The organism is Amycolatopsis sp. NPDC049688 (genome assembly GCF_040674975.1).
GTDB lineage: Bacteria > Actinomycetota > Actinomycetes > Mycobacteriales > Pseudonocardiaceae > Amycolatopsis.
In genome coordinates, this window is record NZ_JBFANY010000001.1 from 634,204 (window position 1) to 658,086 (window position 23,883).

The following is a 23,883-nucleotide window of genomic DNA, read 5'->3' on the forward strand; positions in this document are numbered from 1 at the left end:
CCCCCGGCACGAAAGGTATGTTCACCAGCGCTTACCTTGGACAGCAAGGGTTTGCCCACTAGTGGACAACATCGGCGGACGGGCCGGTATTGTCCACTAGTGGGCATTGTGGGCCGGGTTTTCACGGCTAATATCCCGGGGCGGCGCGAGTTTCGCGAAAACCGTTTCGCCGGCCGGAGTGGGGGACCCGGATGCTGATTCCGCGATGGTTTTTCCATCGCGCAGGAGATCGACGGCGCGGGCTTGTCCCGGAGGGGTCAAACCGCGCGCGGCGACGTGTGCCGGAGGCTCACTCCTCTTCGCCGGTCGCCGCCAGGAACGCCGCGAAGTCGTCGGTGAACCGCAGGAGGAGGTCGTAGAAGGTCCGGCGGTCCTCCGGTGACCAGCCGGACAGCGCGTCGCCGAACCAGCCGAGCAGCGTGGTGACGTACCGGTCGGCGATGTCGGCGCCCTCGGGGGTCAGCTCGACCAGCCGCGCCCGCCGGTCGTCGGGGTCGGCCAGGCCGCGCACGAGCCGCCGCCGTTCGAGCACGTGCAGGTGCCGCGTGACGTGCGGGCCGGCGACCTGCATCCGCTCGGCGATCTCGCCGACGCGCAGGGCCTTGCCGGTCATGTACAGCGAAATCAGGATCGACAGCCCGGGCCGGTCGAGGTCGGCCCCGATCCGCTTCATCGCCCGTTCGCCGAGGCCGCTGCGGTTCATCAGGGTGCCCAGCTGCAGGATCCGGGGCAGCACCGAGCGCAGGTCGCCGCCGTCTGTGTCGCCCATCACACCTCTTAGATAGCTAACTTAGGTATATAGTCGGTCTGGTCGGGAGTGACCAGGGGGCATTCTCGCACTCTCAGTTTAGATACCTAACTTAGCTAAAGGAGCTGTCATGAAGATCCTGGTCTCGGGAGTGAGCATCGCCGGGCCCGCGCTGGCCTTCTGGCTGCGGCAGGTCGGGTTCGCGGTCACCGTCGTGGAGAAGGCGCCGGAACTGCGGGCCGGGGGATACCCGATCGACATCCGCGGCACGGCCCTGGACGCCGTCCGGCGGATGGGGATCCTGCCGCGCCTGCGTGACCTGCACATCTCCACGCAGCGGCTGACGTTCCTCGACGTCGACGGGAGCGAAGTCGCGTCGGTGGACCCGAACGTGGTCATCGGCGGCGTCGACGGCGAAGACCTCGAAATCCGCCGGGGCGACCTGATCCACACGCTGTACGACCTGATCCGCGACGACGCCGACGTCCGGTTCGGTGACACCGTCGAAACCCTGGCCCAGCACGACGACGGCGTCGACGTCACGTTCCGCAGCGGCCGCCGGGAGACCTACGACCTGGTGATCGGCGCCGACGGCCTGCATTCGAACACCCGCGGGCTGGTCTTCGGCGACGAGGCGCGGTTCCACCGCTACCTCGGCTACAGCTTCGCCGGGTTCACCATGCCCAACGACTTCGGGCTCGTCCGCGAGGGTGTCACGTGGACCACCCCCGGCAAGGGGGCGGCGCTGTACGCGGTGCTCGAAAGCGAAGTGGTCCACGGTTTCCTGGTGTTCGCCCGGCCGGAGGCGCCGATCGAGGCGTTCCGGAACCCCGAGGCCCAGCGCGACCTGATCGCCCGCACCTTCGACGGCGACGGCTGGGAGGTCCCGCGCCTGGTGCAGGGGATGCGCGAAGCCGACGACCTGTTCTTCGACGTCGTCAGCCAGATCCACCTGCCGCGCTGGTCGGCGGGCCGCGTGGCGCTGGTCGGCGACGCCGCGTATGCACCGTCGTTCCTGACCGGCCAGGGCACCAGCCTGGCCCTCGTGGGCGCGTACGTGCTCGGCCAGGCCCTGGCCACCATCCCGGACCACGAGGCGGCCTTCGCCGCGTACGAGAACCGGTTGCGGGACTTCGTGGAGGCCAACCAGGCCATGGTGAGCGAGGGGCAGGCGACGCTCTTCCCGGCGACGGCCGAAGCCCTCGAAGAGCGCAACGCCGCGCTCCGGGAGCTTTCGTCGGCACCGCGGCGCGCGCCGCGGCCCGAGCACTCGGCGTTGACGCTGCCGGATTTCCCGGTCCGGGTGCACTAGGGGCGCAAGGCGTCGGCGATGAGGTCGAGCATCCGGCCGGTCCGCTCCGGGTCCGGTTCGCCGGCGGTGGACAGGAACGTGCCCAGCAGGAGCAGCGTGACGTCCTCGGGGTCGGTGCCGGCGCGCAGCGTGCCCGCCTGCACGCCGGCGTCGAGGATCGAGCCGATCGCGGCGGTGATGCGTTGCCGCGTCACCGGGGTGGCGATGCGGCCCGAGGCCACGCCGGCGCGCAGGACGTCCGCCATACCGCGCTTGGTCGCCACGAAGGCCGCGTAGCGGTCCATCCAGGCGCGGAGGGCCTGCTCCGGGGGGAGCCGCTCGAGCAGGGCCGGTGCGCCGGCCGTGACGTCGTCGAGCTCCGCCGCGTAGACGGCTTCGACCAGCGCCTCGCGGGTGGGGAAATGGCGGTAGAGCGTGCCGATCCCCACGCCGGCCTCGCGGGCGACGGCTTCGAGCGCGACGGTGCCGTCCGCGGTGGCGAACGCGGCCCGCGCGACCGCGACGAGCTTGTCCCGGTTGCGGCGCGCGTCGGAGCGCACGGGCCGGCCGGGTTCGGGCGACGGCAAAGCGGAGGCACCTCCGGTTGTGCTACGGTCGGGCTTGAGCGGAGGTTCCTCCGCTTCGCCATCATCGCACAAGGACGGGGACACCCATGCCTTCCACCGCACGCGCCGCGCTCGCCGGCCGCACCGTCTTCCGCGTCGGCTTCGGGGCGATGCAGCTCGAGCGCCTGCACGACGACCGCGCCGCGGCCGTCGCGTTGCTGCGCCGCGCCGTCGAGCTCGGCGTCGACCACGTCGACACCGCCCAGTTCTACGGCGACGGCTTCGTCAACGGCGTCCTGCGCGACGCGCTCCGGGCCGGCGACGACTTCCTGGTCGCCAGCAAGGTCGGCGCCGACCCGGACCCCGGCGCCCCGACGCCGCTCCGGCTCGCGCAGCGGCCCGAGCAGCTGCGCGCGAGCGTGGAGGACAACCTCCGTGCGCTCGGGCTCGACCGGATCCCGCTGGTGAACCTGCGCCGCGCCGACCGCGGGCCCGGCCTGCTCGCCGAGGGCGACCAGCTCGTCGACCTCGACGACCAGCTCGCGGTGATGACGGCCCTGCGCGACGAGGGCAAGATCGGCGCGATCGGGCTCAGCAGCGTCACCCTCGACGTCCTGCGCCGGGCCCTGCCGGCCGGCATCGCCTGCGTCCAGAACGCCTACAGCCTGGTCAGCCGGGACGACGAGGACATCCTTGCGCTGTGCGTCGCGGAGGACGTCGCCTGGGTCCCGTTCTTCCCGCTGGGCGGCGCGTTCCCCGGCCTGCCGAAGGTGACCGGCGAGCCCGCGGTCCAGGCCGCCGCGCGGGCCCTCGGCCGCAGCCCGGAACAGATCGGCCTGGCCTGGCTGCTGCACCACGCCCCGAACGTCCACCTCATCCCGGGCACGACGAGCGAGCCGCACCTGGCGGCCAACATCGCGGCGGCCGGAATCACGTTCGACGACGAGACCCTCGCCGCGCTGGACGCGATCCCCACCCGCTCGATGGACGTCGCACTGGGCTGAGCGTCAGGACACCGGGACACCGAGGACGGGGAAGTTCCGCGGCAGGACGCAGAGCCCGTTGGTGGCGAACATTTCGAGTGAGCTGCCGACGCACCGCAGCGGCCCGGGTTCCGTCTGGGCCGCGGCGATGCCCTCCGCTCCGAAGAGGACTCCGGTCGTCAACACCAGGGCACTGACCGTGGCAACGAGGCGTCGCATGGCGATTCTCCTGTTCTGAAGCCGGTTTCTTCTCGTGCGGGGACTGCCCCGGATCCGCCCCGTCGGAACGGAACCGGGGCCGATGGCACCGGGTCGGGTGACACCCACGGGAACCTCACCGGTCACGGCAGCGGTCTTGTCCTGTGGAGACGAACCGGGGGCTGGGGCGCGGCATCAACTTCGGCAACGCGCTCGACGCCCTGGACGGCGGCCCCGAGCTGCCGCTCGCCGAGCGCTGGTTCGACGAAGTGGCCGCGGCCGGCTTCGACACGATCCGCCTGCCCGTCCGGTGGTCGGCCCACGCCGGCTCCCGGCCGCCCTACGCCATCGACCCGGCGTTCTTCCGGCGCGTCGACGCGGGCGTGCACGCGGCGCTCGACCGCGGCCTGCGGGTGGTGGTCGACGTCCACCACTACGCCGAGCTCTGCGCCGCACCCGACGAGCACCTGCCGCGCTTCCTCGCGCTCTGGCGGCAGATCGCGGCTCGCTACGCCGGCCACTCCGGACGGCTCTGCTTCGAGCTGCTCAACGAGCCGCGCGACCGGCTCACGGCGAGCCGGTGGAACGCCGTGCTGGCGGCGGCGCTCGCCGCCGTCCGCGACGCGGACCCCGGGCGCACCGTGATCGTCGGGCCGGCCGGGATGAACAGCCCCGGCGCGCTGCGGGCGCTGGCCGTGCCCGAGGAGGGCAACCTGATCGCCACGGTCCACTACTACGCGCCGTTCGAGTTCACCCACCAGGGCGCCGGCTGGGTCGAAGGGGCGCACCGGTGGCTCGGCCACACCTGGGGCGGCGCCGCCGACGAAGCCGCCGTCCGCGACGACCTGGCCGAGGTCGCGGCGTGGGGCCGGGAGCGGGGCCTGCCGGTGTTCATCGGTGAGTTCGGGGCGTTCTCCGCCGCGGACATGGCTTCCCGCGCCCGGTGGACGGCGTTCGTCCGCGCGGAGGCCGAACGGCTCGGCTTGAGCTGGGCCTACTGGGAGTTCGGGACGGACTTCGGCGCGTACGACCCCGTCTGTGCAAAGTGGCGCGAGCCGTTGCGGCAGGCGCTGCTCGGCGAGCCGGCCCTGGCCGCCGGGTCAGACTTCCGACGCTGACGAGTGTTCGGCGGCGAAGCCGGCCAGTTCGGCCCGGTCGCGGACCGACGTCTTCATCAGCAGCGCCGCCACGTGCTTTTCCACCGTCCGCGGCGAAATGTGCAGCCGTGCCGCCAGCGCCTTGTTGCTGAGCCGGAACGCCAGCAGCTCGAAGACCTCGTACTCGCGCAGGGTCACCCCGATGGCGCGCAGGCTCTCGGGCACCCGTTCGGTCCCCGTGCGGCGCTGCTGCACCGACGCCCCGGCCCGGCGCAGCAAGGCGCGGCACGCGCTGGCCGCCGGGATCACGTCCGCGCCGTGGAAGCGGCTTTCGGCTTCGCGGAGCCAGTCCGCCGGTTCGCCCCAGCCGTGGTCGATCGCCGGTTCCGCCGCCAGGCGCAGGCCCAGCGGGCGGGCGATGCCGAACGGGGAGGCCGCCTGCGCCGCCCGGTGCATCGCCGCCGCGGCCGCCTCGTGTGCGTCGTCTCGGCCGTGCAGGACCGCCTCGGCCAGCAGGACGAACTGGCGGTTCCAGCGCATTCCGCCGGCCGCGCCGGCGGCGATGCGGCGGTGGTCGTCCCAGCCGGCGTCACCCGCGATGACGTCGAGCAGGAGCTTCAGCCCGTGGGTGCCCGCCAGGTGGAACGTGCTCTGCTGCCGGGCCTGGTCGGCGGCGAGCGTTTCCAGTTCGGCGCGGGCCGTGTCGCGGTCCTCCTCCAGCAGCGAGCAGAAGACCTGCGCGAGGCCGCGGGCGAGCGGCGCCTCGGGGCCGGTGTCGCCGCCGTCGCGGCGGAACTCGGCCAGGGCGGCCTCCATCGTCCGGCGGTCGCCGCGGTGACCCGCCAGCACCGCCTGGGCCATCTGGACGTACCGGCTCACCGCGAACAGCTTGATCCGCGACGCCTCCGCGTAGCACGCGTCGAGCCGCCGTCCGGCCTCGCCGAACCGGCCGCACAGCACGGAATGCAGGCCCAGCACCGCTTCCGCGTTGTACGCCAGGCTGATCCCGCCCGTGCGCAACGCCTCGGCGCGCGCGGTCTCCAGCCCGGACGGGTCCGCTTCGGACAGCCAGGCGTTGCCGCCCAGCCCGACCAGGGCGTAGTTGCGCCAGTTCGTCAGCCGGTGTTCGGCGGCGCTGTCGAGCATCCGGCGGAAGCACTCGTCCGACTCGGCCATGTCCCGCTCGCGCACGACGAACCCGACCGCGTAGAGCGCCTGGCACGCCGTCGAGGGCGAACCGATCCGCTCGGCCCCGGCGACCGCGCGCCGGGCCAGCTCTTCGCTGCGGCGCACCCGGTCGGGAGCCGGGCCGGACATCGACAGGTACGCGTCCACGGCGTCGACCGCCACGGCCTCTTCGTCCAGCCCTTCCTCGGGCAGCAGGGCCCGCGCCGCGGCGACCTGCTCGAAACCCTCCGCCCAGCGGCCGGCGACCTGCGCCGCCCAGGCCAGCCGCACGTGGACGCGGATCTGGCGGGCCGTGTCCCGGCCGTCGGACGGCCGCAGCGAGCCGGCGACCTTCACCGCGCGGTCGAACTGCCCCGCCTCCGCCAGCGCGAACAGCAGCAGCTCCAGCAGGTCCCGGTAGCGCCCGGACTGCTCGCCGCGGCGGTCCGCGTCGTCGCCGAGCAGGTTCACCGCGTGCTCCAGCACGGCGATCGCCGATCCCGGCGCGCCTTCGGCCAGCGCGCGGCGGGCGGCTTCGCGGTACAGGTCGGCGGCCGCCCAGCGGTCCCCGGCGCCCAGCCGCAGCGACGCGGCGAGGCTGCACAGCTCGCCCGGCAGGTCGGGGTGCAGCTCCACCACGGCGTCGGCCGCCTTCGCCGACAGCGCCACGCGTTCGGCCGGGTTGAGCAGGGTCAGCAGCGCTTCGGCGGTGAGCGGGTGGCGGAAGGCGTACCAGTCTTCGCCGCGCTCGTCCGCGATCAGCAGCTGCGCGGCGACGGCGGACTGCAGGTGTCCGAAAAGGCTGTGGTCGTCCAGTTCGCTCACCCGCTGCACGACCGAGAGCGGGAACCGGCGGCCGAGCACCGCGGCGATGGCGAGCAGCTGCTTGCCGCGTTCGCCGAGGCGGTCGGCGCGGCGGGTGATGATCGTGACGAGCGTCGAGGGCACCGCGCCCCTGCTGTGCCCGGTGAACCGCCAGCCCGCCGCGCCGTTCACCAGCTCGCCCGCCGCCACCATGCTGTGCAGCAGTTCCTCGACGACCAGCGGGTTGCCCGCGCTGTCGGCGAAGAGGCGCTCGGCGACGTCGGCGGACACCTGGCCCGGCTCGGCGCCGAGCGAGGACGCCACGACCTCGCGCACCTCGGCGGGGCCGAGGCTGTCCAGGGGCATGAGGAAACCCTCGCCCCGCCGGGCGACGGCGTGGGCCGACTCCAGCGCGGGCGAGGGTTCGGCGCGCAGCGTGGCCAGGACGACCACGGGCTGCGTGCGGACGTTGGCGGCCAGGTACTCCACCACGGCAAGGGTTTCCACGTCGGAGTCCTGCAGGTCGTCGACGACGAAGAGGCAGCCGCGGCCCGCCCCGGCCAGCCCGGTCAGCCGCAGCGTCGCCTCGGCCAGCACGACCAGCGAGGAGTCGCCCGCGGTGTCGGTGCCGGTGGCCCAGTCCGGGATCAGCCTGCCCAGCACCGACCGGTACGGCCCGAGCTGCTCGACCAGCTCGTGGCCGCCGGTGCGGGCCAGCGACAGCAGCGCCTCCGTCAGCGCCCGGAACGGCACCGCGGGCCCGGTGGTGCTGCCGCGTCCCCGCAGCACCACCAATCCCGCGTCGAGGGCGCGGCCGACCGCTTCGGCGGCGAGCCGGGTTTTGCCGATCCCGGGTTCCCCCGTGACGAACACGGCCGATCCGGACGAGCGGCGAGCGTCGTCCAACACCCGCTCGATCTCGTCGATCTCCGTTCCTCGGCCGACGAGAGCGGGGGCACGGGTGCGCATGCGCCAACCTTAGAGACCGGAGTCACGGATTCGGTCGTCTTCCGGTGGAGATTCCACTGTTCGGACGGCAAGATTTCGCATGTTGTCACGCTTTGTGCCGTTCCGCACACGTCACGCGTGCGTGTGGTTGCTCACCACGGTGCTGATGTCCATCGTGACCACCGCGGCGGTGGCCACGCCGAGGGTCAGGCCGGCGAGAATCCCGGCGCGGACACCGATCTTCGTTCTGCCGGCGGGCTCCGCACCCGGCGTGGCGTCGCCGAGCGGGCTGTCCACCTCGGAGCCGGCGGTGGTCGGGTCGAATTCGCCGGCGTTGGTGTCGTTGCGCATCTGCACTCCCAGGATGAGGTGTTTCGCGGAATTACTGAGGACGTCCCGACGGCTCGAGCAAGAGAACCGACGGAACCTGTTCGGCAAAACCGGCCCGCAGCAACCCGAAACCGATACCCCCGGTTCCGGTCAGCAGGCCAGGGCTCGCTACTCCGTGCGGCGTACCGCACTGGAGCCCGTGTCCTTCGACAGCGCCCACCAGGCGCGAGGTCGCCCTCCGCAACGCGGAAACCGACGGTTCGTGTCCCTGCCCGGCCAGCACCACCAGCGCTTCCAGGGTGCCGAGCTCGCCGTGGCAGAGGGATTGGTCGGCGGACGGCGGCCGGGCGGCCACCGCGGCCGAGAAACTGTCCGCCGCCTGCGTGGCCGCGCCGGGCGGCGGCCCGGCGTGCCCGCGGGCGGCGGCCGCGGCGAGGATCCGGCCGGCGACGCCCGAGCACCAGCCCAGGTCGCCGGACACCGGGTCCACCGCGGTCCGGCCACCCCGGCCGAGTGCCCAGTCGACGCCCGCCGCGCCCCACAGGAAACCGGGGGCGGTGGGGCGCGGGGCACCGGCGAGGCGCCGGGTGAGCGTGGCGGCCAGTTCGGCCGCTTCGGGCAGCCCGCTTTCCGCGTGCACGGCGTGCATCGCCGCGAGCGCGCCCGCGGTGCCTTCGCCGACACCCGCGGGCGCGGCCGTGTCGGCGGCGGCCGTCGCGGCGATCGCGGCGGGCAGGCAGGCGGCCAGCGCACTGTCCCCGAGCAGCGAGGCCAGGCGGGCGACGGCGTAACAGATGCCGCCCAGGCCGAAGAACCCGCCGGACCCGACTTCGCGGGCCAGCTCGGGGTGTTCGGCGAGGACCTCGACGAGCATCGGCAGCGTGCGCACGGCCTTCGCGGCCAGCTCGGAGTACCGGGCGGTGCCGGTGAGCCGGCCCAGCTGGGCCAGGAACAGCGCGGTGCCGCAGTAGCCCTCGGCGAGCCCGGCGCCCATCGGCAGCACCAGCCAGTGCCGTCCGTCCAGGAGTTCCAGGCCGACCCAGTTGGCCCGGCCGTCGTCGTGGGCGGCGCGGGCGACGAGGTCGTCGCCGATGGCCGACGCCAGCGCGAGCAGGTGCTGGCTGTCGGGCACGACGGCGGCGACCGCGCCGGGCAGCGGCGCCCCCGCGCGGTGGCGGACCTCCGGACGGCGGGTGGCGAGCGTGGCCTCGACGAACCACTCCTGCTCGCGCAGGTCCTCGGCGCAGAGCTGCGCGATCTTCGCGCGGGCCTGGTCGAGGCCGCTGGCGGCGAGCAGGCCGGGCAGCACCGCCCCGGTGCCGGTGGTGACGTCGACCGACCCCGCGGCGGCGGTGAAGACCGGCACGTCGCCGTCGCACAGCTCGGTGACCTCGTGGGGCACCAGCGCGGGCAGGTGGGCCTTCCCGTGGTCTTCGGCGAGCGAAGCGAACGCCTCGGGCCGGGCGGCGCCTCCGGTGAGGTGCGCCGGGTGCGTCGCAGCGGTCAGCAGCGTCACGTAGACCTGCGTCGGCCGCATGACCAGGCGGATCTCCTCGCCGCCGAAGGCGTCCAGCACGCCACCGAGCAGCTCCTCGCGGCGGTCCACCAGGGTTTCGTAGGCGGCGCGGAACCCGCTCAGCAGGCTCTGCCGGTACATCCCGGCGTCGACCTCGGCCCCGGCGAGCACCGGGCGGTTCGCCCCGCCGGCGTAGGGGAGCGGCCCGCGGGCCAGGCGCATGTCGTCGGTCCCGGCGCCGACCCAGTGCGGCACCTCCACCGGGCTCGGCTCGCCGTTGCCGCCGCCGAACGCCGAAACGTCGAGCGCGCCGTGCTCGCCGAGCATCAGCGTGGGCAGCAGGGCGGTGCGCGCGACCGAGCGGCGCAGCGCGGCGGCGGCCGGGTCGGGCCCGTTGCGGGTGAGGGCGGTGAACGCGGGGTGGAAGAGGGTTTCGACGTCCACGAGCATCGGCTGGTCACCGGAGGCGATGAGGTTCTCGCAGTGCATGTCGGTGGCGTCGAGGGCGTAGAGGAGGGCGAGCAGCGCGCCCTGGCGGCGGTAGAACAGCTCGACCCCGGCCTGGTCGGCGCACGGCCGCGCGGGCACGTATTCGGCCCAGCCGTAGCCGTCGCGGGCCAGCACGCCCAGCGGGCGCGGCGCGAGCCCGGGCCGCGCCTGCGCGAACCAGCGCAGCAGGTCGCCCCACCGGGCGAGCAGCCCGAGCGGCCGCGGCTTGTAGACCAGCCGCCGCCCGTCGGCGAACCCGAGCACGGCCACCGCCCGGCCGCCGGAGTGCACGTCGCCGGCGCCCAGCGTCAGCTCCTCCAGCTCGGCCGGGCTGCCCGCGAGGAGACCGGCGCCCAGGGCGGGGCGGTCGGCGGCGAACCGCGTGAGCAGCTCGGCGACGGCGTCGGCGGTGCGCAGGCAGGTCCGGGCGAGCAGCCGGCCGAGCACCGGGTGCCGGGTCAGCACGCCGGTGAAGTGCCCGCGGCAGCCGAGCAGGCGCAGGAAGTCGACGAACCGGTCGCGCCCGGTGGCGCCGCGCAGCAGGCCGGCCTTCTTGGCGGAGTGCAGTTCCAGCACGAAGGTCCGGGCCGCGAGGGCGGTCAGCTGCCCGCCGAGCCAGGTCTCGACCCCGGGCCAGACGCGCTCGGCGGCGGGCACCCGCTGCACCAGCAGGTCCCGGGTGGCGGTGAGGAACGGGAGCACGGCGTGCCGGAAGACGCGGTCACCGTCGGCGTCGACGGGGGCGGGCCAGTCACCTTCGGCGGGCAGGGAAGCCAGGACGTCCTCGGCGAGCAGCGCCCAGCCGGGCCTGCTCTCGCCGGCCTCACCGGGCAGGTGGGCGGCGGTCCACCACGCCGGTGCCTCGCGGGGGGCCTGCTCGGGAGTTTCCACTGTCTGGCTCACGCCGATGAGACTCGCACCCTGGGAGATGCGAGCGCATGGGTATCGCCTACCCAGATTGGGTACCCGCTGCGGGGGTCTGCCTCCGATCCTGGGGGTTCACGGCCGTCCCGCGAGCGTCGATGCGGTGAGTTCGGCCAGGTCACGGCGGTGCACGGCCGCTACCGGCACGGTCGTGGCCAACGCGGCCACGTGCCCTCCGGGAACCGCGAGCGGCCTCAGGTGCACCGGCTCCTGCGGCCATTCGGGTACCCCCGAACGGGCGAGGGGGCCCCGCACGTCCACCCGCGCCGGGGCCGCCGCCAGCCCCAGCCCGGCCAGCTTCATCGCCGCCTCCTTGCGCGTCCACGCCGTCAGCAGGCGCCCGGCCCGCTCCGCCGGGGGCGCCGCCGAAAACTCCCGGTGCTCCGCCGCCGACAGGACCACCCCCGCCAGCCCGGCCGGGTCGGCCGCCGCGGCCGGGTCCTCGATGTCCGCTCCGATCAGCCCCGCCTCCGCCGCCGCGAGCAGCAGCCACCGGTCCGTGTGGGACACCGAATACGCCGGGGCGCCCGCCAGCCGCGGCCGGCCGTGGGCGGGGTCGCCGCAGTGCGCGCACGACCGGTCGACCTCGACCTCGGCAGGCGGGATGCCGAGCACCGACGCACCCCAGAGGCGTTGCAGCGCACGGGAAGCCGTGAACACCTCCGGCGCCGCCAGGCACGCGGCGCGGGCGCGTTCGGCCTCGGACAGCAGCCCGAGCCAGTCCGGCCGCGGCCGGACCGGCACCAGCCACACGTCGACGATCATGGCGCCTGCGGCAGCAGCAGGGCCGCCCGCGGGGCGGGCAGCTCGTCCGACGGCGACCCCAGCTCCGCCAGCAGGTGCGCGACCGCCGCCGCGAGCTGGTCGTCCTCGCCCGGCAGCAGCCGGTCCGGGGCCGGCACCACCGCCAGATCCGGCTCGACGCCGTGGTTCTCCAGCGAACCACCCGCGTCGCCGAACCGGTAGCGGAACTCCGGCTGCGTCGTGACCGTGCCGTCGACCAGCCGGTGCCGCGGCCAGGTCGCGATCACCCCGCCCCAGCTCCGCCTGCCGATGAGCGGGCCCAGCCCGAGCGCCCGGAAGACGTGCGCGAAGATCTCGCCGTCGGACCCGGTGTGCTCGTTGAGCAGCGTCGCCATCGGGCCGCGCGGCGACTCCGTCGGGTAGGGCGCCATCCCGCTCCACCGCCCGTGCTCGGTGCCGGTGCGGCGGCGGGCCAGGCGGTCGAGCAGCAGCGGCGACACGTGCCCGCCGGTGTTGAACCGGACGTCCACGATCAGGCCGTCGCGGTCGAGCTCGGTCAGGAACCCGCGGACGAAGTCGGCGTAGCCGCTGCGCGTCATGTCGGGCACGTGCAGGTACCCCAGCCGCTCGCCCGACACCGCCCGCACGTACGCGCGGTTGCCCTCGGCCCAGTCCAGGTACCGCGCCCGGGCCTCGCTCGCGCACGCCCGCACGACCACGCGGTGCTCGGCTGCGCCGCGCCGGACCGTCAGCTCGACTTCCCGGTCCGCCTGCCCGACCAGGAGCTCACCCGGCCCCGCCGGGCCGACCCGCCGCCCGTTGACCGCGACCACGGCGTCGCCCGCGCGGATGTCGGCGCCCAGCCGGGCGCACGGCGAACCGGCCTTCGGGTTCCACGGGTCGCCGCGCAGGATCCGCGCGATCCGCCACTGCGAGCCGTCGGCGGTGGTGTCCCAGTCGACGCCCAGGAAACCCTGTGCCTCGTCCGGCCCGGCGCGGTACTCGCCGCCGCGCTCGAACGCGTGCGAGGTCCCCAGTTCGCCGTGCAGCTCCCAGATCAGGTCCGACAGCTCGGCGCGGCACGACACCAGCTCCGCGAGCGGCGCGTACCGGTCGTAGACGGCGTCCCAGTCGAGGCCGGACATCCGCGCGTCCCAATAGCCTTCGCGCTGCAGCCGCCACGCTTCGCGGAACATCTGCCGCCACTCCGCGGACGGGTCGAACGGGACCTTGACGCGCCCGAGGTCGACCCAGCCGGTGGCCGGGCCCGGTTCCTCGCCGTCGGGCGGGTCGCCGGCGGCGTCGGCGCGCAGCACCCGCAGCCGGCTGTCGGTGCGGTGCAGCACGACGTCGCCGCGGACGTCCAGCTCGTCGACCGGGCCGAGGCAGTCCGCGGTGACCCGGCCCGATGCCAGCTCCACCAGCGACACCGTGCCCTCGGCGCCGGCACCCGGGTGCGCCGGGTCGGGCGCGGACAACGGCACCGACAGCAGCAGCACGCGCCCGGGCAGCGCCCCGATGTCGCTGTAGCGGCCCTCGGGCACCGGGAACGCCGCGACCCGCCGGGAAATCCCGTCGAGGTCGATCTCGACCCGGCCGTCGCCGCGCGGGGCGGGCAGCGCCTGCCCGGGCACCGCGGCCCGCGCCTCGAACGGCGACTCCTCGTCCGCCCGCAGGGTGATCAGGTACGGCCGCGACCCGAACGGGAACCCGACGTCGAACTGCACCTGGTCCAGCTCCGGCGTGAGGTCGCGCTGGCCGAGGAAGTACAGGTACCGCCCGGACGGGTCGAACGCCGGGCGCGCGTCCCGCACCACCGGCTCGGTGACCCGGTGGGTGCGCCCGGACGCGGTGTCGGCGAGCTTGATCGACGACGTGCGCGGGGACTCCGGGAACGTGTAGGCCAGCCAGCGGCCGTCGGGCGACCACGCGAGGTCCTCGATGCGCTCGTGCCGGCTCGCGTCGAGCAGCCGGGGCCGGGGGAGCACGTCGGCGGTGTCCACGATCCACACGCGCTGACGGCTGGTCGCGAAGGCGACGAGCCCGGACGCGGGGGAGGCGGTCAGCTCGGTGATGTGCCCGACGCCGCCGGCGACCAGCACCGGGGCGTCTTCGCCGCCCTCGGCGTCCATCAGCACGATCCGCTCGTCCGGGCTCTCGTCGGCGGCCACGGCGACCAGCTGCCGCCCGCCGGCCAGCCAGCGCAGCAGGCGGTAGCGGACGCCGTCGGCGCTGCCGTGCCCGCGGACCGGCCCGGACCAGTGCGCGAAGGTGAACGCCTTGCCGCGGGCGGTGACCGCGAGCCGGGTGCCGTCGGGGGACAGGCGGGCGCCGTCGAGGTACTCGCCCGCGGGGGCGAACCGGCGGCCGCGCTGCGGGGCCGCGCCGCCCAGGTCGACCTCGACCGGCCGCGCGCCGAGCTCGTCCAGCAGGTGCAGCCGGGCGCCCGCGGTGTAGACCAGGCGGGTGCCGTCGGTGGTGAGGCTGCGCGCGAAGTGGTCGTGGTGGTCGGTGTGGCGGCGCAGGTCGGTGCCGTCGGGCAGGCACGAGTAGACGTTGCCGATGCCTTCGTGGTCGCTGATGAAGTGCACGCGGCCGCCGGTCCAGCAGGGGTCGGCGACGTTGCCGGGCAGCGCCACGAGCCGCGTGAACGGCCCGGCTTCGTGCTCCGCGTACCACAGCTCGCCGGTGCCGCCGCCGCGGTACCGCTTCCACCGCGCGGGATCCGCGGTGTTGCGGCCGACGACGACCCCGCCGTCGCCGAAGGCGATCGTGTCGGCCGGGCCGAGCCGCAGCGGCCGCGCGGGACCGCCGGCCGGCGGCACCGAGAACAGGCGCGCGCCGAAGCCGGACGGCTGTTCGGCGTCGGTCGCGTAGAGGACCTCGCCGGTGTGCGGGTGCCAGCCGACGGTGAGGCAGCGGCCCGCCTGGTGGGTCAGCCGCCGGGGGCGACCGCCCCCGGCCGGCATGACGTACACCTCGGCCGGGCCGTCGTCGGTGCCGACGAAGGCGATTTCCGTGCCGTCCGGGGAGATCCGTGGGCGCCGGGCTTCGCCGGGGCCCGCGGTCAGGCGATGCGCCCGGCCGCCGTCGGCCGGAACCGACCAGAGGTCGTCCTCGCAGGCGAAGTAGAGGGTGCCGCCGGAGACCGCGGGGGTGCGCAGGTACCCGGCCCGCCCGGTCACGACCGGGCCTCGATGCGCTCGCGGATCCGCTCGGCCAGCTCGCGGCGGCGCTGCCCGGCCGTCGCCTGGTGCGCCCGGATGTCCTCGTCGGACAGTGTCCAATAGCACGCCGTCCGCCATTCGCCGACGGTGTAGGAATCCCGCTCGCACCGGACCTGGTGCTGGGCTTCGAGGGCCTCGGCGGACAGGAACATCGTGTTGTGCGTGAGGACCTGGTTGACGATCACGCGCATGTTGAGCTCGTCGCGCAGGTGCTTGTGCACCGCGTAGACGGCGAGCGCGCCCAGCCCGCGGTCGCGGGGCAGCACGCCGAAGGACAGCTCGCAGGTCTGCGCGCGCCAGTCGATCGAGGTGATCCACGCGAACCCCATCACCCGGTCGCGCGGGCCGCACACGGTGAACATCCGCTTGGTGCGGTGCTCCTCGGTGATGGTGCGCAGCTGCCGGGCCTGCAGGCCGTCGTCGTCGGACCCGACGGCGAAGTCGGTGAGGTTGGCCGTGAACCGCGCTTCGCGCAGCAGTTCCGTGCGCAGCGGGACGTCCTCCTCGGTGAAGTGCCGGACGGTCACGATCGGCATGGCTCCTCCTTCACCAGGACCAGCACGTCGTGGAAGGCGTGGCCGGCGTAGCGGTGGCCGGGCAGCACGCCGGTGCGCGCGAACCCGGCCCCGAGGAAAGCGGCGGCACCGCCGTCGGCGGCGACCAGCGCGACGAACGACGTCCGCCGGTGGTAGGTGGCGAGGTGCCCGAGCAGCGCGCGCACCGGCTCCGGGCCGGCCGACGTGCTCGAGACGTACGCCTGGCGCGGCTGCGCCCGGTTCGGCACGCAGCCGACCAGCGCGCCGCCCGCGGCGTAGACCTGGGCTTCGCGGCGGACGAGCTCGCGCACGAGCAGGGCGTCGTTCTGGGTCACCGGGTCGGTGCCGAGGAACCCGCGCGCGGCGTCGCCGGCGCGGCGCAGCCCCCGCGCGGCCTCGGCGGGCGAAAGCGGTTTGAGCTCAGTCATGGCGGATCGTCCCCCAGATCTCCCGTGCGGCGGGTGCGCCGTCGAACCAGGTGGCGGCCGGGACGACGGCTTCGCGCCGGAAGCCGGCCGCGGCCAGTGCGGCCGGGCCGGGCCGGGCGGCCGGGGTGACCCAGCCGTGCAGGCGCCGCAGGTTCAGCCCGGTGAAGCCGTGCTCGACGGCGGCGGTCAGTAGCTCGTCCACATCGGACAGTCCGGGGTGGACACCGATTTCGACGCGGGCCCGCCGGTGCACCCAGTCGATGCCGGTGTAGCGGACGAAGGCGCCGTCGGTGACGCACAGCTCCTCGTCGTGACCGGCGGGCGGGGGCACCTCGGTGGGCTCGGCGAGCGCGGGCCAGTCCGCGAGGGGCAGGCCGAGCAGCTCGCCGGCGAGCCACGGCCCGGTCAGCAGGTCGCGGTCGGTGCCGCGGTATCCGCGCAGTTTCATGACTCCGCCCAGACCTGGGAGAAGAAGACCGTGCCGCGGCGACGGCCTTCGTGGGTGGTCACGCCGGCGAGCGTGCCCTCTTCGGTGAGGCCCGCGGACCGCGCGAAGGCGAGGCCCACCGGGTCGAACTCGGGGAACCGGACCGAGAGCCGGACGACTTCGTGCCGCCACCGCAGGGCCCGCACGATCTCGCGGTAGGCGTCGCGCCACCAGTGCGCCTGCGCGCCGGACCGCAGGCGCAGGTGCAGCAGGTAGTGGCAGCCGTGCTCGCTGCCCTCGTGCTCGAGGGCGTAGAGGCCGGCGGGTTCGCCGTCGGCGCGGAGCACGCGGGTGTCGTCGCCGAGGAGCTCGAGGACTTCCCACTCGGGCCGCGTGGCGGGCCGTCCGGTGCGGAAGAAGAAGCCGGGATCGGCGAAGAGCGCGAGCACGGCGGCCCGGTCGGCGTCCGCGTAGGCGCGGGCCGACCAGCGCGGCAGCGCGCGGTCCGCCGGGGTGGCGGCGGGCGGTGCGGCGGGCGCGATCGAGGTCATGGCCCCTCCCGGGCTGATGGGTGGCGTGGTTGGCGCGGGTGGTTGCTCCGCCGCGGCCGGTCGTGAGTGAGAAACAGGGTTGGAACACTGTTTCCCACTCACGACCGCCGGGCGGATCGGCGGGGCGGCGGCGCTTCCGGTATGGTGCGCCGCCGACCCGCCGGGAGGTCACGCTTCCTTGACGGCGACCTTCGACGCTTCCTTGACCGCGACCTTGGACGCCTCCTTGACGGCGACCTTGGAGGCCTCCTTCACGGCGACCTTCGACGCGACCTTGCTGGCGACCTTCGAAGCTTCCTTCGACATGCGTGTTTCCTCATTCCATTGGTGGGATTTCCCCGCGGATCCGGTCCGCGATTCCTGCGTTCGGAGCGGGGCCAACCCAGATTCACCGACGAACCGTTGCCGGTCAAGGAAAACTCCGCACCCCCCGGTGTCATGTTCGTGCCACGGAGAACGTGCCACCGCCAGGGGCTAACCATTTCCGCCGTCGCCGCCCACCATCGGCGTACGACGATTCACGGTTGGAGGCCCCGGATGCCCGAGGGGAAAAGCGCGAACCTCTGCTGGGGACAGCACCACCACCTGCTGCGGTACCTGCGGGTGCCGGCGCCGTCCCGGCACGAGGCACACATCGGCACCAGCTACCCGCTGCCCGCGGGCTGCACGGTCGCGGCCGTCCGCGCCGCGCTGACGCACCTGGTGCGCCGGCACGAAGTCCTGCGGACGGTCTACGACCTGACCGGCACCGCCGCGGACGGCCGCGCCTGGCCGCGGCAGCTCGTGCAGCCCCCGGCCCCGCAGCCGGTGATCGAGGCGACCACGGAGGACGCCGTGGACGTCATCGCGCGCCTCACCCGGACCCCGTTCGACCTGGCCCGCGAGTGGCCCCTGCGGGCCTGCGTGGTCACCACGGGCGGCCGGCTGGTGCGCCTGCACCTGGTCTTCAACCACCTGGCCTTCGACGACGTCGCCCTCGACCGCCTGGCCGCCGAGCTCGACGAGCTCCTGGCCGCGCGCACCGAGGGCCGCCCCGCGGTGCTGGACCCGGTCGAACACCAGCCGGTGGACCTCGCCCGCTTCGAGGAGAGCCGCACCGACGCCGACCTCGAACCCGCGCTGAGCCACTGGCGCGATATCGTCAAGAAGCTTCCTGCAGACGTCTTCTCGAAGCGCCGCAAGCCTTCCGAGGCCGCGCACAGCGCCTCCTTCACCGTGCCGACGCTGCTGTCGGCCGCCCGGGCGATCGCCGCGCGCGAGCACGTGTGGCCCTCGGCCGTGCACCTGGCCGCCTATGCCGTCACGCTCGCCGCGTACACCGGCGAAACGCTGGTCGCGCACCGGATGTACACCAGCCAGCGGGACGCCAGCGGCTTCGGCGGCGCGGTCACGTGCCTGTCCTACCCGACGCCGGTGCTCGCCGACCTCGGCGGCGATCCGCTCTTTTCGGCCGTGGTCAAGGAGTCTGCGGCCCGCGTGAGCCAGGCGATGGCGCACGCGCACGTGCCCTACGACCGCGTGTACGAGCTGATCGCCGAGGAGGGCGTGCGCGTGGTCGCCGAGCTGAACTTCCTCGACAACGCACCGCGGTCCTGCCGCACCAAGCGCGACCGGTACGCGGTCAACGCGGCCCCCGCCGACTGGGCGCACGCCGGGTCGGACAGCTACCTCCGCGTCTACGAATGGGCCGACGGCATCACCCTCGCCCTGCAGGCCCTGGACGCGGTGATGGACGCCGACGCCGTCGAACACTTCCTGCGCGGCTACGCCCGGCTCGTCGAGGCCCACCGCGACCCCGGCACCGACCTGCGCGTCAGCGAGGCCGCCGCGCTCCTCGGCTTCACCCCGCCGAAGCCACCGCGGACCGGAGCCCGGGAACCCGAGCGAACCGGCACCGCGCCCGCCGAGCGGGTGCTCGCCGACGTTGTCGCCGAGGTCAACGGCCTCGAGCAGGTCGACCCGGCCCGCAGCTACCTCGGCGCGGGCGGCCGCGTGCTGCGCCTGCCCCGCGTGGTCGAAGCCCTGCACGAGCGCGGCTGGTCGGCCGGGCTCGTCCCGTTCACCACCGCCCGCCCCCTGTCCGCGCTCGCGCACGAGCTCGTGCCGGCCCGCGGCTGAGCCGGTACGAAGAGGAGGAAACCATGTCCCTGCTCGAAGCACCCCGCCTGGAACGGGTGGCGTCGTTCGTGCCGGAGACGAGCCTGCCCGTCGCCGACCTGGCCGGCCCGCTCGGCCTCGACGCGACGCAGCTGCGCTTCTTCACCCGCTTCCTCGGCCTCGACCGCGTCGCCGTCGCCGACGGCCTCGACCTGGCCGACATGCTGGCGGGCGCGGGGGAGCGCGTGCTGGCCGGAACGGACCGCGACTCGGTCCGGTTCCTGGTCCACGCGCACACCATGCAGCACGTCGCCGTCGCCACGCCCGGCCTCCTCGAGGACGTGCGGACGCGGCTGCGGCTGCACCGCGCCACCGCGTTCAGCCTGTCGCACCTCAACTGCGTCATCGGGATCCAGGCCCTGCACATCGCGCGGTCGCTGCTGGCCACCGCGGCGCCCGGCGACCGGGTGCTCGTGCTGACCGGCGACAAGGTGCTGATGCACGAGGCCCGGCTGATCCGCGACACCACGATCCAGGGCGACGGCGCCGCCGCGGTGCTGCTCGGCCCGGACCCGCGCGGCGACCGCGTCCTCGGGCGCGCGCTCACCGTGCTGGGCCGCTTCTACCGCGGCATCGACTGCGACGAAGCCCTGCAGCTGCAGTACAAGCACGTCTACCCGGACGCGCTCGCCCAGGTCATGCAGGACGCCCTCGACGACGCCCGGGTCGAGGCCGCGGACATCGCCGCCATCCTGCCGCACAACGTCAACAAGCTGTCCTGGAAACGCATCTCGGGCGCGCTCGGCGTGCCGCGGGACCGCGTGTTCCTCGACAACGTCGGGAAGTACGCCCACTGCTACAGCTCCGATCCGTTCATCAACCTGGCGGCGGTGCGCGCGGACGGGCGGGTCGACCCGGGGGACCTCGTGCTGCTGGCTTCGGCCGGCCTCGGGGCGACCTTCGCGGCGGCCGTCGTCGAGATCGGAGAAGGGAACCAGGGATGAATTTCGTGGCACGGCTGAAGAAGGACCTCACCGGCGACGCCGGTGCGCGGTTCGTCTTCGTCAACAACTTCGAGGTGGAGCGCAGCTGGGCGGTCGGTGAGCCGAAACTGCCCGGCGCCGGCATCTCGTTCGCGGGGGCCACGGTCAACCGCATGGAGGAGATGGGCGCGCTGCTCGCCGGCGAGGGCGACCTGGTGGTGCTCAAGGCCCCCATGGACGCCGGGTTCGCCGCCTATCTCGCCCGGATCGGCGCGGCCGACGGCACCACGCTGATCGCCGAGCACAACGACCCGGACGCGATGGTGACCGAAGACGCGCTCAACTCGCCGGAGCTGCTGTCCCGGCTCCGTGAGCTCGCCGACGGCAACACCTACCTGATGCCCCTGGGCATCTCGGCGTCGGAAGAGGCCCTGGCCAAAGAGTCCGGGCTGCCGCTGGCCGGCTCGACCGCACAGATCTGCAAGGCGGTCAACGGCAAGGTGTTCAGCCGCGGCCTGGTCGACTCGCTCGGCCTGCGCCAGGTGCCCGGCCGGGTCGTGCACACGGTCGGCCAGCTGCGCGAGGCGCTCACCTCCCAGCTGGCGCTGGGCGGCCGGGTCGTGGTCAAGGAGTCGCTCGGCGTCTCCGGCCGCGGCATGGTCGTCGTCGAGGACGAGCGCGGCGCGAACCGCCTGCTGCGCCTGATCGAGCGCCGCGGGGCCGACGCGCCCGCGAACCTCGTCGTCGAGTCCTGGATCGAGCACGCCCAGGACCTCAACTACCAGTTCGTCGTCTCGCGCACCGGCGGCGTCCGCTTCGAGACGGTCAAGGCCGCCGTGCTCAAGAACGGCGTCCACCAGGGACACCGCTTCCCGGTGGAGCTGCCGCCGGTCGCGGCGCGCGAGCTCGCCGAAGCCGTCGAGAAGATCGGGCGCGCGCTGCACGACGAAGGCTTCTTCGGGATGGTCGGCGTCGACGCGATGCTCGCCGCCGACGGCACCCTCTACCCGTGCCTGGAGATCAACGCCCGGTTCAACATGTCGACCTACCAGAGCCGGATCGCCGAGAAGTTCATCCCCGAGGGCCGCCACGCCATCGCGGCGACCTTCTCGCTGAAGCTGCAGCGCGAGCACACCTTCGCCGAGGTCGAGACCGCGCTCGGCGACCTGTTCTTCACCGGCGCCGGCGACACCGGCGTGCTGGTCAACAACTTGGCGACGCTCAACGCCGCGGCCACCGGCGAGGGCTCCTTCCACGGCCGCCTCTACGCGATCTGCGTCGGGGACTCGCCCGAGGAGGCCCTCGCCGTCCGGACCGAGGCCGAGCGCCGTCTCGCCGCCATGGCAGGAGAGGACGCATGACCGACATCGACTACCAGGACCTGGCCGCGCGCTTCGGCACGCCGCTCTACGTCTACGACGGCGACGTCCTGCACGCCACCATCACCGGCCTGCGCGCGGTACTGCACCCGGCGATCGAGGTCTTCTACTCCCTCAAGGCGAACCCGAACATCAGCGTCTTCGCCGCCCTGCACCACGGCGGCGCGCGGGCCGAGGTCTCCTCCATCGTGGAGCTGCAGACCGTCCTCAAGGCCGGTGTGCGGCCGGACGACATCATCTTCCTCGGCCCGGGCAAGAGCCAGGAGGAGCTGCGGGCGTGCCTGGACACCGGCGTCTACGCGATCGTCTGCGAGTCCTTCGCCGAGCTGGACGACATCGAGCGGCTCGGCGCCGAGCTCGGGAGGCAGCAGCGGGTGCTGCTGCGGATCAACCCGACCTGCGCGATCAGCGGGTCCCGGCTGACCATGGGCGGCAAGCCCCGCCAGTTCGGCATCGACGAGGCCCAGGTCCTCGCGGCCGGCCCGCGGCTGGCGGAGTACCGCCACGCCGACGTCGCCGGCATCCAGGTCTACATGGGCACCCGCATCCTCGACGCCGAAGTCATCGGCAAGAACACGCGCTACGCCCTGGACCTGGCCGAGCGGGTGGCCGCGGAGACCGGCATCCGGCTGGAGGCCGTCGACATCGGCGGCGGCCTCGGGGTCGCGTACTTCGAGGGCGAGGACGACCTCGACGCCGCCGACGTGGCCGCCGAGATCAACCCGATGCTGGAGGCGTTCCACCGGGCGCACCCGGCGACCCGGCTGATCATGGAGTCCGGCCGGTTCCTGGCCGGCCGCGCCGGGGTCTACGTGCTCGGCGTCCGGTACGTCAAGGAGTCGATGGGGGAGCGGTTCGCGATCGCGGACGGCGGCACCCACCACCACATGGCGGCCGTCGGCATCGGCTCGTTCGTCAAGCGCAACTTCCCGGCCGTGCTGCTCACCCCGCGCGCGGCCGGCGAGGACACCGACGACACCGTCGAGCCGGGCCCGTGGACCGTCACCGGCCCGCTGTGCACGCCCAACGACACCCTGCTCAAGCAGGTGAAACTGCCCGACCTGCGCCCCGGCGACCTGGTCGGCGTCCTGAACTCCGGCGCCTACGGGCCGTCGGCCTCGCCCGGGCTGTTCCTCAGCCACGGGTTCCCCGCCGAGGTGCTCGTGCGCGGGGGTGCGGCCTTCCTGGTCCGCGACCGCGACGAGCCCGCGGACCTGCTCCGCAAGCAGCACCTGCACCAGCCCACCACCAGCACGGAAAGCGAGCCGAGATGAACCGCACCGAGATCGTCGCCCACCTGGAGATCGCCCTGTCCGCCGTGCTCAACAAGGAGATCGGCGGCGTCACCCCGGAGCTGCGCCTGTTCGAGGACCTGGCGCTCGACTCCACCAGCGTCATCGAGCTGCTGATGAGCCTCGAGGACACCATCGGCCTCGAGATCGACCCGGACGAGCTGGGCCCGGAGGTCTTCCGCACGGTCGGCAGCCTGACCGACTACATCGAGTCGGCCTTCGCCAGGGCCGCCGCGGCGGTCTGAGCCATGTCCCTCCAAACACTCGCGCCGCCGGGGCGGGCCGCGAGCCCTCCGCGCCCGGCCGGGGTGCACCTGAGCGGCGTGACGCACCGGGTGTTCACCGAACGCGCCAAGCCGGTGTTCGGGATGCGCCCCGAACTGGCCCGGCTCATGGTCGAGACCTTCGGCGCCGCGACGGACCAGGAGGACTTCCTGGCCCGCACCGGCAACGGGTTCATCGAGATGACCGAGGCCCTCCTGGAAGACGCGGGCGCCCCGCTGCCGCCGCTGGACGCGGTGGTGCTCGCCTACCACTCGCCCGACCTGTACCACTCCGAAGTCGCCGGCTGCTACCTGGCCGGACGGCTGCCCGGGAACCCGGAACCGTGCTCGGTCGCCGGGCCGGGACCGGGGGCGGCGTTCACGGCGCTGCGCCTGCTGGACGGCATGTGCCGGCTCGGCGAGGCGGCCTCGGCGGCGCTGCTGGTGTACGACCAGAACGCCGTCCTGTGGGACAGCGGCCACCCGGCCACCCACCGCCCCGACGCGGCGGTGCTGCTGCAGGCGGGCGCGACCGGCGACGTCGCCGTGACGGAGCTGGAGGAGGTGCGGCTCGGCGGGACCGGCCCGCACACGGCGACCCTGGCCCTGGCCGACGTGCTGTACCGGCACCCGGGCGTCCGCGTCCTGGCCGGCGCGGGCCTCGCCAAGCGGCTCGCGGGCACGCCGTACGCGAGCCGCGTCGAAGCGGTACCGGACCTGTGGTGCACGGGTGTGTGGGCGGGGCTCGCCCGCCTGTGGCCGCTGCCGGAACCGGTGCTGCTGGCCGACTTCGAGCCGGCGGGCGGCACGTTCTGCAGCTGCCTGCTCGTGCCGGGGAGGGAGCACTGATGGGCGCGCCGGCTTTCGCCCGTGAGCGAAGGGTCGACACGCGTGA

The 23,883-nt window shown here is 74.1% G+C and carries 22 protein-coding genes; 9 read left to right on the top strand and 13 right to left on the bottom strand.

Annotated elements, in window-relative coordinates; all coding sequences use genetic code 11:
- Nucleotides 1-289 precede the first annotated feature (289 nt).
- Nucleotides 290-769, bottom strand: coding sequence for a MarR family transcriptional regulator (locus AB0J55_RS02720; protein WP_364241789.1), 480 nt, complete (start codon nt 767-769; stop codon nt 290-292).
- A 109-nt stretch (nt 770-878) separates the two neighbouring features.
- Here AB0J55_RS02720 and AB0J55_RS02725 point away from each other — a divergent pair, with 109 nt between their 5' ends.
- Nucleotides 879-2,060, top strand: a complete 1,182-nt coding sequence (locus AB0J55_RS02725) for an FAD-dependent monooxygenase (RefSeq protein ID WP_364241791.1) — start codon at nt 879-881, stop codon at nt 2,058-2,060.
- Here AB0J55_RS02725 and AB0J55_RS02730 read toward each other — a convergent pair.
- The gene (locus AB0J55_RS02730; protein WP_364241794.1) at nt 2,057-2,626 is read right to left on the bottom strand and encodes a TetR/AcrR family transcriptional regulator; all 570 of its coding nucleotides are present in this window, start codon (nt 2,624-2,626) and stop codon (nt 2,057-2,059) included. The genes AB0J55_RS02725 and AB0J55_RS02730 overlap by 4 nt on opposite strands.
- Before the next feature lie 86 nt (nt 2,627-2,712).
- On the opposite strand from AB0J55_RS02730, the gene AB0J55_RS02735 reads away from it, so the two are divergent.
- Nucleotides 2,713-3,609 carry an aldo/keto reductase gene (locus AB0J55_RS02735; RefSeq protein ID WP_364241797.1) on the top strand — a complete coding sequence of 299 codons (897 nt, stop codon included), beginning with the start codon at nt 2,713-2,715 and terminating at the stop codon, nt 3,607-3,609.
- A gap of 3 nt (nt 3,610-3,612) precedes the next feature.
- Here the strand turns inward: AB0J55_RS02735 and AB0J55_RS02740 are convergent, their stop codons facing one another.
- On the bottom strand, nt 3,613-3,807 hold the full coding sequence (locus AB0J55_RS02740; RefSeq protein WP_364241800.1) for a hypothetical protein: 195 nt from the start codon (nt 3,805-3,807) through the stop codon (nt 3,613-3,615).
- A 143-nt stretch (nt 3,808-3,950) separates the two neighbouring features.
- Here AB0J55_RS02740 and AB0J55_RS02745 point away from each other — a divergent pair, with 143 nt between their 5' ends.
- Nucleotides 3,951-4,904 (top strand): glycoside hydrolase family 5 protein, encoded by a 954-nt coding sequence (locus AB0J55_RS02745; protein ID WP_364241803.1) that lies wholly within the window; start codon nt 3,951-3,953, stop codon nt 4,902-4,904.
- On the opposite strand, the gene AB0J55_RS02750 is transcribed toward AB0J55_RS02745, so the two are convergent.
- The 10 genes from AB0J55_RS02750 to AB0J55_RS02795 form a co-directional block, all read right to left on the bottom strand.
- A complete protein-coding gene (locus AB0J55_RS02750) occupies nt 4,887-7,823 on the bottom strand; it encodes an AAA family ATPase (protein WP_364241806.1) in 2,937 nt (978 codons plus the stop codon). The two genes, AB0J55_RS02745 and AB0J55_RS02750, sit on opposite strands and share 18 nt — an antisense overlap.
- 111 nt (nt 7,824-7,934) lie before the next feature.
- Complete coding sequence (locus AB0J55_RS02755; RefSeq protein WP_364241809.1) at nt 7,935-8,153, bottom strand: hypothetical protein; 219 nt, start codon at nt 8,151-8,153, stop codon at nt 7,935-7,937.
- 31 nt (nt 8,154-8,184) lie between these two features.
- On the bottom strand, nt 8,185-11,040 hold the full coding sequence (locus AB0J55_RS02760) for a type 2 lanthipeptide synthetase LanM family protein (protein ID WP_364241811.1): 2,856 nt from the start codon (nt 11,038-11,040) through the stop codon (nt 8,185-8,187).
- Nucleotides 11,041-11,136: 96 nt separating this feature from the next.
- Complete coding sequence (locus AB0J55_RS02765; RefSeq protein WP_364241813.1) at nt 11,137-11,826, bottom strand: 4'-phosphopantetheinyl transferase superfamily protein; 690 nt, start codon at nt 11,824-11,826, stop codon at nt 11,137-11,139.
- A complete protein-coding gene (locus tag AB0J55_RS02770) occupies nt 11,823-14,990 on the bottom strand; it encodes a S41 family peptidase (protein ID WP_364241816.1) in 3,168 nt (1,055 codons plus the stop codon). The genes AB0J55_RS02765 and AB0J55_RS02770 overlap by 4 nt, the downstream gene beginning before the upstream one ends.
- Nucleotides 14,987-15,568 (bottom strand): GNAT family N-acetyltransferase, encoded by a 582-nt coding sequence (locus AB0J55_RS02775; protein WP_364241819.1) that lies wholly within the window; start codon nt 15,566-15,568, stop codon nt 14,987-14,989. The genes AB0J55_RS02770 and AB0J55_RS02775 overlap by 4 nt, the downstream gene beginning before the upstream one ends.
- Nucleotides 15,556-15,996: a hypothetical protein gene (locus AB0J55_RS02780; protein WP_364241822.1), complete on the bottom strand. Its 441-nt coding sequence runs from the start codon at nt 15,994-15,996 to the stop codon at nt 15,556-15,558. The genes AB0J55_RS02775 and AB0J55_RS02780 overlap by 13 nt, the downstream gene beginning before the upstream one ends.
- Nucleotides 15,989-16,444: a hypothetical protein gene (locus tag AB0J55_RS02785; RefSeq protein ID WP_364241824.1), complete on the bottom strand. Its 456-nt coding sequence runs from the start codon at nt 16,442-16,444 to the stop codon at nt 15,989-15,991. The genes AB0J55_RS02780 and AB0J55_RS02785 overlap by 8 nt, the downstream gene beginning before the upstream one ends.
- Nucleotides 16,441-16,974 carry a hypothetical protein gene (locus AB0J55_RS02790; RefSeq protein ID WP_364241827.1) on the bottom strand — a complete coding sequence of 178 codons (534 nt, stop codon included), beginning with the start codon at nt 16,972-16,974 and terminating at the stop codon, nt 16,441-16,443. The genes AB0J55_RS02785 and AB0J55_RS02790 overlap by 4 nt, the downstream gene beginning before the upstream one ends.
- Nucleotides 16,975-17,142: 168 nt before the next feature.
- Nucleotides 17,143-17,280, bottom strand: a complete 138-nt coding sequence (locus tag AB0J55_RS02795) for a hypothetical protein (RefSeq protein WP_156081341.1) — start codon at nt 17,278-17,280, stop codon at nt 17,143-17,145.
- A 231-nt stretch (nt 17,281-17,511) separates the two neighbouring features.
- Here AB0J55_RS02795 and AB0J55_RS02800 point away from each other — a divergent pair, with 231 nt between their 5' ends.
- Genes AB0J55_RS02800 through AB0J55_RS02825 form a run of 6 tightly spaced genes read left to right on the top strand, consistent with a single transcriptional unit; the run spans nt 17,512 to nt 23,837 of the window.
- Nucleotides 17,512-19,092 carry a condensation domain-containing protein gene (locus tag AB0J55_RS02800; RefSeq protein WP_364241830.1) on the top strand — a complete coding sequence of 527 codons (1,581 nt, stop codon included), beginning with the start codon at nt 17,512-17,514 and terminating at the stop codon, nt 19,090-19,092.
- A 23-nt stretch (nt 19,093-19,115) separates the two neighbouring features.
- On the top strand, nt 19,116-20,075 hold the full coding sequence (locus tag AB0J55_RS02805) for a ketoacyl-ACP synthase III family protein (RefSeq protein ID WP_364241832.1): 960 nt from the start codon (nt 19,116-19,118) through the stop codon (nt 20,073-20,075).
- Nucleotides 20,072-21,415 (top strand): ATP-grasp domain-containing protein, encoded by a 1,344-nt coding sequence (locus AB0J55_RS02810; protein ID WP_364241835.1) that lies wholly within the window; start codon nt 20,072-20,074, stop codon nt 21,413-21,415. Before AB0J55_RS02805 ends, AB0J55_RS02810 begins: the two co-directional genes overlap by 4 nt.
- Complete coding sequence (locus AB0J55_RS02815) at nt 21,412-22,707, top strand: type III PLP-dependent enzyme (protein ID WP_364241837.1); 1,296 nt, start codon at nt 21,412-21,414, stop codon at nt 22,705-22,707. Before AB0J55_RS02810 ends, AB0J55_RS02815 begins: the two co-directional genes overlap by 4 nt.
- On the top strand, nt 22,704-22,970 hold the full coding sequence (locus AB0J55_RS02820; RefSeq protein WP_003100549.1) for an acyl carrier protein: 267 nt from the start codon (nt 22,704-22,706) through the stop codon (nt 22,968-22,970). The genes AB0J55_RS02815 and AB0J55_RS02820 overlap by 4 nt, the downstream gene beginning before the upstream one ends.
- 3 nt (nt 22,971-22,973) lie before the next feature.
- Nucleotides 22,974-23,837 (top strand): hypothetical protein, encoded by an 864-nt coding sequence (locus AB0J55_RS02825; RefSeq protein WP_364241840.1) that lies wholly within the window; start codon nt 22,974-22,976, stop codon nt 23,835-23,837.
- Nucleotides 23,838-23,883 lie beyond the last annotated feature (46 nt).

Excerpts from the sequence above, each read along its gene's own strand:
- AB0J55_RS02725 (WP_364241791.1), top strand. The coding sequence starts at position 879 with ATGAAGATCCTGGTCTCGGGAGTGAGCATCGCCGGGCCCGCGCTGGCC.
- AB0J55_RS02805 (WP_364241832.1), top strand. The coding sequence starts at position 19,116 with ATGTCCCTGCTCGAAGCACCCCGCCTGGAACGGGTGGCGTCGTTCGTG.
- AB0J55_RS02820 (WP_003100549.1), top strand. The coding sequence starts at position 22,704 with ATGAACCGCACCGAGATCGTCGCCCACCTGGAGATCGCCCTGTCCGCC.
- AB0J55_RS02765 (WP_364241813.1), bottom strand. The coding sequence starts at position 11,826 with ATGATCGTCGACGTGTGGCTGGTGCCGGTCCGGCCGCGGCCGGACTGG.
- AB0J55_RS02825 (WP_364241840.1), top strand. The coding sequence starts at position 22,974 with ATGTCCCTCCAAACACTCGCGCCGCCGGGGCGGGCCGCGAGCCCTCCG.
- AB0J55_RS02755 (WP_364241809.1), bottom strand. The coding sequence starts at position 8,153 with ATGCGCAACGACACCAACGCCGGCGAATTCGACCCGACCACCGCCGGC.
- AB0J55_RS02815 (WP_364241837.1), top strand. The coding sequence starts at position 21,412 with ATGACCGACATCGACTACCAGGACCTGGCCGCGCGCTTCGGCACGCCG.
- AB0J55_RS02735 (WP_364241797.1), top strand. The coding sequence starts at position 2,713 with ATGCCTTCCACCGCACGCGCCGCGCTCGCCGGCCGCACCGTCTTCCGC.
- AB0J55_RS02810 (WP_364241835.1), top strand. The coding sequence starts at position 20,072 with ATGAATTTCGTGGCACGGCTGAAGAAGGACCTCACCGGCGACGCCGGT.
- AB0J55_RS02740 (WP_364241800.1), bottom strand. The coding sequence starts at position 3,807 with ATGCGACGCCTCGTTGCCACGGTCAGTGCCCTGGTGTTGACGACCGGA.
- AB0J55_RS02750 (WP_364241806.1), bottom strand. The coding sequence starts at position 7,823 with ATGCGCACCCGTGCCCCCGCTCTCGTCGGCCGAGGAACGGAGATCGAC.
- AB0J55_RS02775 (WP_364241819.1), bottom strand. The coding sequence starts at position 15,568 with ATGCCGATCGTGACCGTCCGGCACTTCACCGAGGAGGACGTCCCGCTG.
- AB0J55_RS02800 (WP_364241830.1), top strand. The coding sequence starts at position 17,512 with ATGCCCGAGGGGAAAAGCGCGAACCTCTGCTGGGGACAGCACCACCAC.
- AB0J55_RS02795 (WP_156081341.1), bottom strand. The coding sequence starts at position 17,280 with ATGTCGAAGGAAGCTTCGAAGGTCGCCAGCAAGGTCGCGTCGAAGGTC.
- AB0J55_RS02785 (WP_364241824.1), bottom strand. The coding sequence starts at position 16,444 with ATGAAACTGCGCGGATACCGCGGCACCGACCGCGACCTGCTGACCGGG.
- AB0J55_RS02780 (WP_364241822.1), bottom strand. The coding sequence starts at position 15,996 with ATGACTGAGCTCAAACCGCTTTCGCCCGCCGAGGCCGCGCGGGGGCTG.
- AB0J55_RS02720 (WP_364241789.1), bottom strand. The coding sequence starts at position 769 with ATGGGCGACACAGACGGCGGCGACCTGCGCTCGGTGCTGCCCCGGATC.
- AB0J55_RS02790 (WP_364241827.1), bottom strand. The coding sequence starts at position 16,974 with ATGACCTCGATCGCGCCCGCCGCACCGCCCGCCGCCACCCCGGCGGAC.